Raw genomic sequence first — 13,986 nt, forward strand, 5'->3', positions numbered from 1 at the left:
GGTCACCAAATTTTGGCGCAGAATTAACAGCACCGCGGAACGGACCATAGTAAGCAGATGCGTATTTTGCCGCATAGCTCATGATAGATACATTGGTATAGCCTGCCGCATCAAGGGCTTCACGAATGGCACCTACACGGCCGTCCATCATATCGGATGGAGCCACCATATGTGCACCTGCTTCCGCTTGGCTCACCGCTACTTTACAAAGTAATGGCAATGTTTCATCATTTAAGATTTCATGATCATCAATCATGCCACAATGGCCTGTTGTAGTATATTGGCACAAGCATACGTCAGCTACGACCAATAGATTTGGCACCGCTGCACGGATTGCTTTGATAGCTTGTTGTACAGGTTGGGACATATCCCATGCAGAGGAACCTTGTTCGTCCTTGTATGTAGGAATACCGAAGATTTCTACGCCAAGAATACCAAGATCATATACCTCTTGAGCCATTTTTACAGCTTCATCAACAGATAAGTGGTATTGGCCTGGTAATGTATCGATTTCTTTTTTGATACCTTCACCAGGAACAATAAATAATGGGTAAATTAAATCAGTTACGTCGAGTGTCGTTTCTCGTACCAAATCACGCATTTCTGGATTGATACGCAAGCGGCGAGGACGGTATGTTAAATCGTACATGTGATCCTCCTATATGCCCTATAGGGCTATTAAAATATTAGAAGCTGGCTCATATAGATATTGTTATTCCATAAACAGAAATAATTATATGCAATCCTTGTTAAGCCTTAACATCTTTTATGATAGCGTTAACTAAGCCATCAGTTGTATATACATCGCTGATAACAGCAGGTTTAAGACCTGCACTCATAGCCGTAGCAGCTGTGATAGGTCCGATGCAAGCAATCTTAGTATTGCCTAATAGTTTCAATGCATCATCGCCCAATAATTGGATTGTATTAGTTACTGTAGAGGAACTTGTAAACGTAATGTAATCTACAGAGCCTGCTGTTAAAGCATTTACCAATGCTTCTTGTTGGGATGTATCTTGTGTTGTTTCATATAAGCGCAAGATATCTACATCGATATCATGATGACGCAAAGAGCGTGGAATTACATCGCGAGCCACTTTTGGTTGAATCAATAGTACAGTATCGCCGGCTTTGAGTTCTTCTTCAAGAGCCTCTACAGCAGATTCAGCTTTGTAGTCTGCAGGGATAATATCTGGTACGATACCGTATTTTTGAAGCTCACGAGCTGTAGCACAGCCGATAGCAGCCACTTTAGAGTTACCTAGTGCACGTGTATCCTTGCCCTCTTTATAAAGAGCATCAAAGAAGTAACGAACCCCTTCACCAGATGTGAATACGATGCATTGGTATTGTTTTGTATTATTGATGATACGACGATCTTCATCAAACAACTCCAATGGAGATGTTTTAATCGCTGCCGCTTCTACTACATTAGCACCTTGAGCCGCTAATTTTTCGCGGAATGCACTAGCTTGAGAGCGCGCCCGTGTAACTACGATAGTTTTACCGAATAGCGGTTTATTATCGAACCATTGTAACTTTTCACGAAGGTTAACTACATCGCCTACTACAATAATAGCTGGCGCTTTTAATTGTGCCTTTTCTACGTCTTCTACTACATGTTCAAGAGTAGATACAAGAACCTCTTGAACTGTTTTTGTACCCCAACGAACAAGCGCTACTGGTGTATTAGCTGGGCGACCATGAGCCATCAATTTCTCTGCAATGGTAGGCAAATTGCCAACGCCCATAACAAAGCAGAGTGTATCTACGGCTGTAGCAAGCCCTTCCCAATGAATACCAGATACGGCTTTAGTTGGGTCCTCATGACCGGTTACAACCGCAAAGGATGTAGCCATAGCGCGTTGTGTTACAGGAATACCTGCATAAGCAGGGGCTGCAATTGGAGATGTTACGCCTGGTACGAATTCAAATGGTACACCAGCTTCCCCAAGGGCCATCGCCTCTTCACCACCGCGACCGAACACGAGTGGATCACCGCCTTTTAAGCGCGCTACGATTTTTCCTTCTTTACCTTTTTGAACTAATAACTCGTTAATTTCCCATTGGTGCATTGTGTGATCTTTACATTGTTTACCAGCGTAGATCAACTCTGCATCTGGGCGAGCCCATTCTAACAAATGAGCATCTGCTAAATAGTCATATACAATTACATCTGCTTTTTCAATGCATTCGCGACCTTTTACAGTGATGAGCTTAACATCGCCAGGGCCTGCACCAATTAGATATACCATACCTGTCATTTTATGATTCCTTCCTCTATGAGAGCATCCACAATATGTTTGCCACCTTCTTCATATAAGGCTTTTGCAAGGTTTTTACCAAGAATTTCAGCTTTTTTCGCTGGGCCAGAAATTTCTCCTTCGTATACCGTTTTACCGTCGAGGGACGCAATCATGGCCTTTAAGGTCAATTGACCTTTATTGATAGTACCATGTACACCCATAGGCACTTGGCAACCACCATTTAACTGACGCAAGAAGCTGCGTTCCCCTTCAACGGCATAGCGTGTAGCTTCGTCGTTAATAGGAGCTAGCATTTCAAGCATTTCCGTATCGTCAGCACGACACTCGATAGCAAGTGCCCCTTGACCAACAGCAGGAATCATTTCATCCGCTTTAAATACTTGGGTAATTTGATCATCTAAGCCCAACCGTTTAAGACCGGCTTGTGCCAAGATAACGCCATCTAGTTTTTCTGTTTCAATCTTGCTCAAACGAGTTTGTACATTACCACGGATAACCTCGACCTTAAGGTCAGGACGGACATGTAATAATTGCGCTTGACGACGCAAGCTACTTGTACCGACGCGAGCACCTTGAGGCAATTTATCTAATGTTTTATACACGGGGCTCACAAGCGCATCGTAAGGCACTTCACGAGCAGAGATAGCACCAAGAGTTAGCCCTTCTGGCAACTCTGTAGGCATATCTTTCAAGCTATGTACGGCGATATCAATGTCGCCTTTATGCATGGCCTCTTCTAGCTCAGCAGTAAATAAACCTTTACCACCAACTTGAGCCAGTGGTTTTTCCAAGATACGATCCCCTTTTGTATTAAAGTGAACTAGCTCAACCGTAATGTTTGGGTACAGACGTTGTAACTCTGCACTAATATGTTCAGCCTGCCATAGGGCAAGGGCACTTTTTCGCGTGCCGATTCGAATATGGTCTCTCATAGCCTTACCCTTCTTTCTCAAGATTAAACATATCTTTGAATAAATCCCAGTACAAACCTTCTTCCTCTGTACCAGCGATTTCGTTAAAGTGAATCATCGGTTCACGTAACATTTTGCGGATGATCATGCGACTCATTGAGTCCATAATACGGCGCTCCTTATCAGAAATATCAGGCAATTTCGCTAATGCGCGATGTAACTCACGACGGCGAATGCGTTCTGCTTTTTCTGTGAGCAATGCCATCATAGGACGCACAGTCAAATAGCTCAATTTATCTAATAACTCTTCAATAGCATCGTGAATGATAGGCTCTGCACGACGAGCTTCCTCTTCGCGCTGTGCCTTATTTTCTTCGACTACACTTTCAAGAGAGTCGATATTAAATAGGTAAATGCCATCCATATCAGCTACGGTAGGATCGATATCGCGTGGTACCGCAATATCAATCATAACGATTGGCTCACCTTTGCGAAGAGAGGTAATTTTCTTTGCTTCACGTTCAGTAATAATATAGTGCGGCGCCCCTGTAGATGTGATGAGGATATCCGCATCTTTAGCGTAATCTACAAAGTTATCGAGCTTAACAGCTTTACCATTAAATCGCTCTGCTAAAGCCTCTGCCTTGGTAAAGGTTCTATTGGATACAAAAATCGTTTTTACGCCCTTTGCTTGTAAGTGCGTTGCGGTCAACTCACTCATGGTACCAGCACCTAAGATGAGTACCGTCGCTTCAGATAACGGTTTATCTAGGCTGTCCTCCGCAAGGTTAACAGCAGTGTAGCTAACGGATACAGGCGTATTAGCAATACCTGTGTTCGTCCGTACCTTTTTACCAACACTAATAGCGCGTTGGAATAAGATATTAAAAATTGTGCCTGTGCAACCTGCGCTATAAGCCTGAATATAAGCCCCTTTTAATTGGCTCAAAATTTGACCTTCCCCCAACACAAGGGAATCAAGGCTTGCAGATACGCGGAATAGATGTTCAATGCAATCGCGCTCTTCATAGAAGAAAAAGGCATCTTCATCGATGTGGTCGGCACCTTTTAAATCCTTTAACACAGCCAGCATATATTCTTTAGGGAACTCTACACCTTCTAAGGCCGCATAGATTTCAGTTCTATTGCATGTAGACAATATAACGCATTCTGCTACACAGTCAAATTCATAGAGGCGGTTCAGTGCTGAGGCTACCTCGTCCTTATCAAACGAGAAACGTTCACGTACCTCAACAGCGGCACTTCTATGATTTAGACCTAATACCACTAATTTCATGGTCAAGTTTCTCCTCTATAGTCATCCACTCTCCCTTGAGAATGGCTTCAAAAGTTTCTACGGTCAGATGGTCTCGCCAAAATTTCTGTCGAGCCTCTGGGGTAGGAAGTAGTAACTTTACTTCTTCTCTAAATATTTTAAGTCTAGGCATAGCCTTTTGCAACTGACCATAACGATTCATCATATCTTGCTTTACGAGGCGATTGATACGGGGTCCTACGTTGTTAGCGCTAATAGCGATATGCAGATCGCCTAGTTCAAGGGATGAAGGCACAGTAAATCTGCACGCCCTAGGGGAGTCACTGCGATTAGTCCAAACGCGGTGTTTTTTCCCCATATCATATAACGTATCGTTTAATTCGCCATTATCTGTGCAGATAAAGAACAAACTGCTCGTTATAATGTGGTGTTCATCGTCCATTGTGAAAGCACGGTCGTACCAGGTAATACGATTAGCCTTTGCCCATTGGCAAATCCTATCTGTTACAGTGGGAGCGATTACCACAATGTTGCACGGCTCATCAATAAAGAGCTGTATTCGTCGCTCTGCCACCTCTCCGCCGCCTACGAATAGGATTGTATCTTCTGTTGTAGGTTGAAATGTTATGGATACCATGGTTGTCCTACTATATGTAAAAAAATCGGCTTGATGGTCAAGCCGATTTTCAATTGCCTACATGAATCGTTTCAGATATACGCCGATACGCCCCTTACGAGATGTACCTGTAATGGCTTCTACCTTCATTCGGCCACGACCACGCATAGAAATCACATCCCCCTCTTTAACTTCTTGAGATGCACCCTTAGCTGGTTGCCAGTTTACTTGCAATAATCCTGCATTTATAGCGCTTACCAATTTAGTACGAGACACGCTAAAACCAGAACTTGCCACCGCATCTAAGCGCAAAGAAGCAACTGTAGTGCGGACTTCTTTAATTTTTTCTTCTTTTGGTGCAATATCTGATAGGTCAATAGCCTCTACAGATACAGAAACCATAGCAATTTTCGTAAAGTTTTGAATTACGAAATCAGCCACGCTTTCATCCACCATAATCTGAGCGCCCCCTTGTTGGACGATAACGTCCCCAAATTTGGAGCGATCAATGCCGAGCCCCATCAAGGAGCCAAGCACATCGCGATGGGTAAGCAATCGGAACCGTGGATCCCAATTTACCTTAAGGGCGCGAATGCCCATGTCCACAGTACCGTTAAAGTCGCTATCTACAAAGGCGATGCGGATACGTTCCGCCCCTTCATAGCCACCGTCTGTCTTAACGATAAGCTGTGGGTAGTTAGCCTTGATTGCATCTGCAATGACAAGACCTGCAGGGCTCGTAAAGTCCGCCACGCGATAAGGGCGACCTTTTACAACCTGCTCAGCCAAGTCTAGCATGCGGCGAGCTTCCTCACCACTACCACTGGCTTCAAAATATCGTATTAATTTACTAGTATCTGCCAAAATTATTTCCCCAATTCATTCGACCGAGCAAGACATGCTACTACGCCGTCTTGGAGAGCACTGCGAAGTCCACCTTTTTCCATGGCACCAATACCGGCAATGGTCGTGCCACCTGGACTTGTTACTTGATCTCGTAGTACTGCTGGATGATTGCCGCTTTCAAGAGCCATCTTACCAGCACCATACATCGTTTGAGCCGCTGCCTTGATTGCCAAGTGACGAGGCAATCCAATACGAACGCCCGCATCAGCTAAAGCATCAAGAATGACGAACATATAGCCAGGGCCCGCACCAGATAGTGCACCTAAGCGGTCCAAATCGGCTTCGCTCACCACGGCTACTTCGCCAACAGCCTCAAATAAAGCTTGTACATCGCGGCCAAGGTCTGTATTCACATCATCCCCTGCAAGAGCCGTCATACCTGCACCGATAGAAGCCGGTGTATTTGGCATAGCTCTAAACCAGTTAGCTTGCGGAATCACTGCATCTAGAGTATCTAAGGTGATACCTGCTGCAACGGAAATCATAACAGTCCCATAAGGTACTTCTTTTAACGTCTCTAATACAGATGGTAACACTTGTGGTTTTACGGCCAATAAAATCGTATTATACTCGTTTACATTCGGCAATGTAGTAAAACCTACTACACCAAGCTCCTCTGTAAGAGCCTTACATTGTTCTTCGCGACGCACGAGAATATGTGTATCACTTGCTTTCAACACGCCATGCTGTAATGCACCGCGCAATAAAGCGCCCCCCATCGAGCCAACGCCAATACATAAGGTTTTACCTAACATCGTTGTCACCACCGTTTATAGAGAAATTATTTGTTTTCCCAAGCGTATTCGTTTTGCTCAGTTTTGTTACTTTCATTATCAGAATAATCAATGGAAATATTTACAGGTACGCACATGAAAATGTCCTTACCCACCTTTTCCAATTTACCATCCAATGCAAATGTCGCACCAGATACGAAGTCCACAATACGTGCTGCTTCATGAGGATCTGTATTTTCAAAGTTAATCAATACAGGACGCATGTCGCGTAATTGATGTGTAATATTTTCAGAATCTTCAAATACTTTTGGTTCAATTACAACTACTTTCATAGCTGTTGGACGTTGTGTCATCGTAGATTGGCCTCCTACCTTGCGTGGATGAAATTCAGATGCGCCGGATACTGGAGCTACTGGAGCTACTGGTGTAGGTTCCGCTTCGTATTCCTCTTCATCTTCATAGTCATAATCATCATATTCATAGTCATCATCATTTTTACCTAAGAATAAGTTTTTTGCTTTGTCTAAATAATCTCCCAATGCCATTTGGATTTCCTCCTAATACATAACGCTACCGATTACTAGGCAACCCGAGCCTTAATAATACACACGTTCCCCAAAAATTGCTGTGCCTACACGAACGATGTTAGCCCCTTCTTCTAAAGCGACTTCAAAGTCGTGAGTCATCCCCATAGATAAATATTGAATCTGCCCTTCTTCAAAGTAGCCTTTCATATCCTCATACAAGGCGTTTGCTACGCGGAAGATTGGACGTGCTTCCTCTGGATCATCGAAAAATGGTGCCATACACATTAAGCCCCGAACACGGACATGAGGTAATGTCTTTGCATAGTCTCGTATTTCTGGAAACTCTTCAACGGTCATGCCTGTTTTAGATGCTTCACGAGCTACATTAACTTGCAATAACACATCTTGCACCTTATCGTGCTTGGCTGCAACCTTTTCGATTTCATCTAATAATTTACGGCTGTCTACAGAATGAATTAAATCAAACATAGGCACCGCTTGACGCACCTTGTTGACCTGTAAATGACCAATCAAGTGCCATGTTAATTGTGGGCCTTTATAGGTGAGCTGTTTTTCCTTGGCCTCTTGTACTCGGTTTTCCCCTACATGAGTCACACCGAGACTAGCCGCCTCCTCTACAGCTGACACAGGGTGGTTCTTTGTAACCGCCACTAACAATGCTGTATCTACGCGACCAACGCGCGCCATAGCATCTGCCATGCGCTGCTGTATAGCGTGTAGGGATTCTTCAATCATGTGATTCCCCTTCAATCTATATTTAAAAACCATAAAATATATTTGTATAGACTATTCTATTATATAGTATTTATTATTGATTGTACATCATTTAGGTCTTATAAAGCCTATAAATCTATGTATGTATATACTACCGTTCTTGTAGCATACCAAATAAAGCCATACGACCTGTTTTACCAGATTCCCGACGATAGGAATAACAATCTTTATCTGTTACTGTATCGGTACCGCCAATAGCGATATTTTCTTTAGGCACACCATTCACCATAAGTCCTTCGGCGATAAAGTTCCATAAGTTGATATAGGCTTTATCTAGTTTATCACCTGGATAGTTTACAATATCAGCCACACTACGGTCGGTCATACCACGCCAAGCTATTTCAAAACGTTTCCCTAACTCTACATCGACTTCAAAGGATTCTGGCCCAATGCTAGGCCCAAGATATACATAACAATCTTTGAACTCCGTACCATACGCCTCTTTCATAGCCTCAATGGTAAGTACAGGCAAATGGCCTATCGCCCCGCGCCAGCCTGCATGTACCGTAGCGATAGCGTGATGCTTAGCATCATAAATACCTACAGCTACACAATCAGCAGTAAATAAAAATAGTGGTACATTCGGTAATTTTGTAAATACAGCATCACAATCGGCTATAGCTGTATCCTCTCCAAAGGCACCTGCCCCTATGAGGCCTTCTGTGATTTCCACAGCCTTTAAACCATGTACTTGATTACCACAAGAGATTCGCTCTGGTTCAACACCTAAATATTCAGCAACAATAGCACGGTTTTCACGAACATGCTGCGGCTTATCCCCTACGTGAAAGGCTAAATTTAGTGATTCATAGGGCTCTTGAGATACACCACCATGACGGTACGTATCACCTATTGTAATAGGAAAATGGTCTGCCCAATTAGGAGTTTCATAAGACCAAGTACCATGAGGTCCTTTAACATCTATACGTTTTACAGATTGATTCATAAGTGTCTCCTATTTACATACACCACATCGCTTACAGCCTTGTACACATGGCGGTGTATACGCTTCATCCACAGAACGTTTCCATTCCATTTCAAGATATCCATCGTCCATCCCCATGTCGAGGTGACTCCATGGTAAAAATTCATCAAAGCTGCGTTCACGATAGTTCATCTCGTCCATGTCGAGGCCGGCAGCCTTCATTTCAGGCTTAAAGGACTTACTGCCACGATCTGCTGCACATGCCGCAAGAACAGCACCAAGACGGCGATCACCACGAGCTAGTACGCCTTGGATATACGCCTCTTTAGGTGATTCAACGAGCACCTCTATACGACGGTTCTTTTGCAATGCTTTTTTAATATATTGAAGTTTTTTCTCCACCGTTTTTTGATGATCCATAGCCATCCATTGGAATGGTGTAAAAGGCTTTGGAATAAATGGATTGATACTGAGCGTTAAACGACCTTTACAGCCTACCTCCGCCATATGGGCTTGCGTCCGTTCTGCCAGACCTACAATCGCTTCAATATCCTCATCAGTTTCCGTTGGCAACCCAATCATAATGTAGAGTCGCATATGTTGGATACCAGACTTAGCAGATAAAGTAGCAGCATTTTGTAAATGCTCTTCGCTAATGCCCTTATTGATGACGCGCCGCAATCGTTCACTGCCCGTTTCTGGCGCAATGGTAATCGTCTTTTGCCCACTATCTGCCAAGCCATCTACAACGGCTTGCGTCAAAGAATCTGCACGCAAGGATGCGCAAGAATAGCGCATATCTTTAGAACGAATATAAGTAACTAACTCATCTACCTCTGGATAATCAGAAATAGCGGCCCCCATAAGGCCTACCTTTTTACCTAATTTCTCTGCTCTATCTACGCCTTCTTTTAATATTTCTAAAGGTCGTACGCGCGGTACACGGAAACAATAGCCGGCCATACAGAATCGACAATGACGGCCACAGCCTCGAGCTACCTCGATGATATACATGGCGCCAAACTCGGTGAAATTCGTAGCAATTACCGTTTCACCTCCACTCGTTAGAGGCTCAAAATGGCGTCGTATAGTTTTAGGTGCACCCTCTGCTATATCATAGCCAACAAAACGCTTATTATCGTCATATTGAGGGGTATATAAAACAGGTACATATACACCATCAATTTGAGCTAGTGCAGAAATCGTTTCTTCTCGGCTTTCACCATTCTCACGACCCTTGCGAATTCGTTCTAACACAGCAGTAACGATACCTTCCCCTTCACCGATGATGAAAGCATCGATAAAATCGGCAAAGGGCTCAGGATTAAATGTCGCACAAGGTCCTCCGGCAATGACGATAGGATCAAATTCGGTGCGGTCCTTCCCCATAATAGGTACGCGTCCATGACGTAACATCAACGGAATATGGAAATAGTCCATTTCAAAGGTCACGTCAAAGGCTACCACATCAAATTGATGCATAGGCCGCTGTGTTTCAACACTCATCAACGGTGTCTTAGTCTTATCGTATGCTTCTAATTCTTTCTTCTCAGGCAAGAAAATGCGTTCACATACGCTATCATTGCGTAAGTTGATTTCCTCATAAATAATGTGCAGACCAAGATTACTCATGCCTACAAAATATGTATTAGGATAGACGATTGCTACCTTTTGCCCTGCATGAGGGTTTACAGTAACCCGACTATCTTCGTCTTTATATAATTCTTGTAATCGATCAATTAAATCTTTACGATTCACTAGTTCCCTTTCTATATAAGCCCACTATGAATAGTGGGCTTAAAAATACTACATATTAGATTTTAAAATTTAGATTTCAATGTATTTTTAGTAGAAATAGTTTTAGTCTTTAAAGCACTTACAATTTGAGGACGATGTTTTCTTTCATACGGATAGATGACTACCTCACCATCTTTGTATTCAGCAATATATACATCTTTTATTTTATACCCTTGCTTTTCAACCTCTTTTTCAAGCCACTCTTGTTCTTTTTCAATTACAGCTAATGTAAAGTGATTAATTTGACCATCATCAATAAGATCAAATTTAATATTTTCATCACCGAATTGAACAACGCTTAACTGACCATTTTGTTCTAGTACAGCACGTTTTACATCTGTTACATATTGAACACCAGCAGTACGCAATTTCAATTTAAGCTCCGCTGCTTGAATGCCATAACGCATACACTCTTCAGTTAATACGTGACCCTTTTCAATTACAATAACTGGATGACCATCGAGAATGGTTTTGAAGAAACGAAGATTACCTTTTAAGAATTTAAGAGACATTACAAGGATAGTCCACAAAATGAGGACTAACATAAATTGTAAAATACCAATTTGGTCATTGTAAATAATGGCACCAATAATACCACCAAGTACATAGTTTTGTAATTGGTCTAACGCAGAGGTTGGCGCTAAATTGCCCTTCCCCATTAAGTTAATTTGTAAAATAATCGCCAAGAGACCTATGGCGAGTTTGGCAAAGACCATCCCATAGACGGCCATAGCTTCTGTCATATGTGGTCCTCCTTATGGTAATACATCCTCAACATCATGAATTCGATCAGTAGGGCTTACCTTATATACACGGGTAATCGTATAGGTTGAAAACTCTGGGTTGAACTGAACCTCATAATAAGCATCATTAACCTTTAAAATCATACCATTACGAATCTTTAAGGAGTTAACCGCCAGTTGTTCACTTGGTATGGATTGATCAGTACTAATCGAATGTAGAAATTGAGCCATACGAGAAGAGTCTTCAGAGTATGTTTTCATTCGGTTATATTCTTGATACTCCAGTCCTAAGAAAAACACTACAACTAAAGACAAAATAACCAATAAATCACGATAGCGATTAGTAAAACCATTTCGCAATACCTGTACACCTAGAACAAGCAGTGCTAAAAGAATGGCAACAAAAACGATAAAGCCCCATGTTTGGCCTGTCACAGCCTGACTTTCAACATAGGCCAACGTGTAAAAATCCATATTGTTCTCCTTTCATATATTATTCTTTATTATATCACAAATAAATATGCTAATAACCAACAACGACTTATAAAAAATAGAGCTACCACAACGATAGCTCTATTAAACAGTTTCTATACTAATTTATTTACATTCACGGTACACGATGATATAAGCATGGGTATTCGCTGTAAAACCAGATTCTAATTCTAGTTCAACTTCTAAAACGGCATCGTCAACGTCACCTTTATAATACGCCTTACGTTGTTCCGCGGAATAGAAATACATAGCCGCATTATATTCATTACCTGCTTGTACTGGAATTGTGATAGTAACAGGCTGTGTTTCAACATTCTTTGTTTTAGTGCCTACATTATCCGTCGTGTAATATACGGATTCAATAGTATGTTCTCCTGGTGTTAATGCCACAATGACTTGACCATATTGACCAGTTTTATGATCAATAGTAGAAAGCTCCTTACCATCAACCTTTACAGATTTACCATAAATATGAAGAATCGCTTTATTAGCATTCTCTTGTACAAATTGTTGTTCACCGGCTTGTCGTTTTTTATTGAACTTCATAAATACGGCAAACAAAATGGCCCAAATGACTGCGACAGCCACGATGATAATAATAGTTGTAGAACTCATAGTATCTCTCCTTATACCAAAACATACTACACTAACTCTACGTTAACTATATCATACGTACTTGTATTACTCAATAAAAAAGCGACCCCAAATGGGGTCGCTTTCAGTAAGCTTATGCTTATCAAGAAATTACTACAGTAATCTCTTATTTCAACCAGCTCATCAAGTTGCGAAGTTCTGCACCAACTGGTTCGATTGGATGGTTTGCAGCTGCTTCACGATGTTCTTTAAGGAATTTTTGACCATTTTTGGAATCAGCCAAGAATTCGTCAGCGAATTTACCAGATTGGATATCAGCCAAGATTTGTTCCATAGCTTTTTTAGTATCTGCAGTAATTACGCGAGGACCTGCATGGTAGTCACCATATTCAGCAGTGTTGGAAATGGAGTGACGCATTTTTTGGAAGCCACCTTCGTAGATAAGATCTACGATCAATTTCATTTCATGCAAGCATTCGAAGTAAGCGTTTACAGGTTCATAACCAGCTTCTGTTAATACTTCGAAACCAGTTTTGATCAATTCAGTAACACCGCCGCACAATACAGCTTGTTCACCGAAGAGGTCAGTTTCAGTTTCAGATTTGAAGTTAGTTTCCAAGATACCGGAACGGCCACCACCGATACCAGAAGCCCATGCTAATGCAACTTCTTCAGTATCACCAGATGGATCTTTTTCTACAGCGTACAAGCAAGGAACACCGGAGCCTTCTTGGTATGTACGACGTACTAAATGACCAGGGCCTTTAGGAGCTACCATGAATACGTTGATGTCTTCACGAGGTACGATTTTACCAAAGTGAATGTTGAAGCCGTGAGCAAATGCCAAGTATGCACCTTGTTTCAAGTTAGGAGCAATATCTTGTGCATATACGTCTGCTTGTAATTCGTCCGGAATCAATACCATAACGATGTCAGCACCTTTAACTGCTTCTGCAGTTTCTTTTACTGTAAGGCCAGCTTCTTCAGCAGCTTTCCAGCTAGAAGAACCGCCACGAAGACCAATTGTTACGTCCATACCATTTTCTTTTAAGTTCAATGCATGAGCATGACCTTGGGAGCCGTAACCTAAAACTGTAATTTTTTTGCCTTCCAATTTGCTCAAATTACAATCTGCATCATAATAAACTGTAGTACCTAAAATTTTACCTGCCATACTAGACAACCTCCAATATATATTCAATAGAATATTTAATATATATACTGTACACAATCTCACAAATAAATGCAAGATTTGTAGTGTATATCGTAATTTATCGAATAGTCAAATAGACTAATCTACAACTTAAATTTGTACCCTTTTTGTATTAAGAAAAAATGAATTATCCCATTTTTAGCTCCACCCGGTTCAATTGCCCAATAAACTGCAAACAGTACGCAGATCA

General features: G+C 41.9%; 15 protein-coding genes. All 15 read right to left on the minus strand.

Features of this window, described 5'->3' with window-relative positions:
• On the minus strand, positions 1-649 hold a 649-nt coding region (hemB, locus tag Q7P05_RS03080; protein WP_303930372.1), incomplete at its 3' end, for a porphobilinogen synthase.
• A 100-nt stretch (positions 650-749) separates the two neighbouring features.
• Positions 750-2,264 carry a uroporphyrinogen-III C-methyltransferase gene (gene cobA, locus Q7P05_RS03085; RefSeq protein ID WP_303930374.1) on the minus strand — a complete coding sequence of 505 codons (1,515 nt, stop codon included), beginning with the start codon at positions 2,262-2,264 and terminating at the stop codon, positions 750-752.
• The gene (gene hemC, locus Q7P05_RS03090) at positions 2,261-3,199 is read right to left on the minus strand and encodes a hydroxymethylbilane synthase (RefSeq protein WP_257847005.1); all 939 of its coding nucleotides are present in this window, start codon (positions 3,197-3,199) and stop codon (positions 2,261-2,263) included. The genes cobA and hemC overlap by 4 nt, the downstream gene beginning before the upstream one ends.
• A gap of 4 nt (positions 3,200-3,203) precedes the next feature.
• Positions 3,204-4,475 (minus strand): glutamyl-tRNA reductase, encoded by a 1,272-nt coding sequence (gene hemA, locus Q7P05_RS03095; RefSeq protein WP_303930377.1) that lies wholly within the window; start codon positions 4,473-4,475, stop codon positions 3,204-3,206.
• Positions 4,444-5,091, minus strand: coding sequence for a bifunctional precorrin-2 dehydrogenase/sirohydrochlorin ferrochelatase (locus Q7P05_RS03100; RefSeq protein WP_303930379.1), 648 nt, complete (start codon positions 5,089-5,091; stop codon positions 4,444-4,446). The genes hemA and Q7P05_RS03100 overlap by 32 nt, the downstream gene beginning before the upstream one ends.
• 57 nt (positions 5,092-5,148) lie before the next feature.
• Entirely contained in the window at positions 5,149-5,934 is a 786-nt protein-coding gene (locus Q7P05_RS03105) for an RNA-binding protein (RefSeq protein ID WP_105084894.1), read from the minus strand.
• Between the two features lie 2 nt (positions 5,935-5,936).
• Entirely contained in the window at positions 5,937-6,731 is a 795-nt protein-coding gene (gene proC / locus Q7P05_RS03110; RefSeq protein ID WP_303930386.1) for a pyrroline-5-carboxylate reductase, read from the minus strand.
• A 26-nt stretch (positions 6,732-6,757) separates the two neighbouring features.
• Complete coding sequence (locus Q7P05_RS03115; RefSeq protein ID WP_105089674.1) at positions 6,758-7,255, minus strand: cell division protein SepF; 498 nt, start codon at positions 7,253-7,255, stop codon at positions 6,758-6,760.
• Positions 7,256-7,306: 51 nt separating this feature from the next.
• Positions 7,307-7,993 (minus strand): YggS family pyridoxal phosphate-dependent enzyme, encoded by a 687-nt coding sequence (locus Q7P05_RS03120; protein ID WP_303930381.1) that lies wholly within the window; start codon positions 7,991-7,993, stop codon positions 7,307-7,309.
• A 130-nt stretch (positions 7,994-8,123) separates the two neighbouring features.
• On the minus strand, positions 8,124-8,978 hold the full coding sequence (gene pgeF, locus Q7P05_RS03125; RefSeq protein WP_295217054.1) for a peptidoglycan editing factor PgeF: 855 nt from the start codon (positions 8,976-8,978) through the stop codon (positions 8,124-8,126).
• Between the two features lie 9 nt (positions 8,979-8,987).
• The gene (locus tag Q7P05_RS03130; RefSeq protein ID WP_303930383.1) at positions 8,988-10,715 is read right to left on the minus strand and encodes a radical SAM protein; all 1,728 of its coding nucleotides are present in this window, start codon (positions 10,713-10,715) and stop codon (positions 8,988-8,990) included.
• A gap of 62 nt (positions 10,716-10,777) precedes the next feature.
• Positions 10,778-11,497 carry a DUF421 domain-containing protein gene (locus Q7P05_RS03135; RefSeq protein ID WP_105089678.1) on the minus strand — a complete coding sequence of 240 codons (720 nt, stop codon included), beginning with the start codon at positions 11,495-11,497 and terminating at the stop codon, positions 10,778-10,780.
• 12 nt (positions 11,498-11,509) lie between these two features.
• Complete coding sequence (locus Q7P05_RS03140) at positions 11,510-11,971, minus strand: DUF3290 family protein (protein ID WP_105089679.1); 462 nt, start codon at positions 11,969-11,971, stop codon at positions 11,510-11,512.
• Positions 11,972-12,094: 123 nt separating this feature from the next.
• Positions 12,095-12,604 (minus strand): hypothetical protein, encoded by a 510-nt coding sequence (locus Q7P05_RS03145; protein ID WP_105089680.1) that lies wholly within the window; start codon positions 12,602-12,604, stop codon positions 12,095-12,097.
• Between the two features lie 145 nt (positions 12,605-12,749).
• Positions 12,750-13,757, minus strand: coding sequence for a ketol-acid reductoisomerase (gene ilvC / locus Q7P05_RS03150; RefSeq protein ID WP_004695212.1), 1,008 nt, complete (start codon positions 13,755-13,757; stop codon positions 12,750-12,752).
• Between the last annotated feature and the right edge of the window lie 229 nt (positions 13,758-13,986).

The organism is Veillonella dispar, assembly GCF_937975875.1.
GTDB classification, from domain to species: Bacteria; Bacillota; Negativicutes; order Veillonellales; family Veillonellaceae; genus Veillonella; species Veillonella dispar_B.

What these genes read in the sequence shown, in the direction of transcription:
- cobA (WP_303930374.1), bottom strand. Translation starts at nt 2,264, where the DNA reads ATGACAGGTATGGTATATCTAATTGGTGCAGGCCCTGGCGATGTTAAG.
- hemC (WP_257847005.1), bottom strand. Translation starts at nt 3,199, where the DNA reads ATGAGAGACCATATTCGAATCGGCACGCGAAAAAGTGCCCTTGCCCTA.
- hemA (WP_303930377.1), bottom strand. Translation starts at nt 4,475, where the DNA reads ATGAAATTAGTGGTATTAGGTCTAAATCATAGAAGTGCCGCTGTTGAG.
- Q7P05_RS03100 (WP_303930379.1), bottom strand. Translation starts at nt 5,091, where the DNA reads ATGGTATCCATAACATTTCAACCTACAACAGAAGATACAATCCTATTC.
- proC (WP_303930386.1), bottom strand. Translation starts at nt 6,731, where the DNA reads ATGTTAGGTAAAACCTTATGTATTGGCGTTGGCTCGATGGGGGGCGCT.
- Q7P05_RS03115 (WP_105089674.1), bottom strand. Translation starts at nt 7,255, where the DNA reads ATGGCATTGGGAGATTATTTAGACAAAGCAAAAAACTTATTCTTAGGT.
- Q7P05_RS03120 (WP_303930381.1), bottom strand. Translation starts at nt 7,993, where the DNA reads ATGATTGAAGAATCCCTACACGCTATACAGCAGCGCATGGCAGATGCT.
- pgeF (WP_295217054.1), bottom strand. Translation starts at nt 8,978, where the DNA reads ATGAATCAATCTGTAAAACGTATAGATGTTAAAGGACCTCATGGTACT.
- Q7P05_RS03135 (WP_105089678.1), bottom strand. Translation starts at nt 11,497, where the DNA reads ATGACAGAAGCTATGGCCGTCTATGGGATGGTCTTTGCCAAACTCGCC.
- Q7P05_RS03140 (WP_105089679.1), bottom strand. Translation starts at nt 11,971, where the DNA reads ATGGATTTTTACACGTTGGCCTATGTTGAAAGTCAGGCTGTGACAGGC.
- Q7P05_RS03145 (WP_105089680.1), bottom strand. Translation starts at nt 12,604, where the DNA reads ATGAGTTCTACAACTATTATTATCATCGTGGCTGTCGCAGTCATTTGG.
- ilvC (WP_004695212.1), bottom strand. Translation starts at nt 13,757, where the DNA reads ATGGCAGGTAAAATTTTAGGTACTACAGTTTATTATGATGCAGATTGT.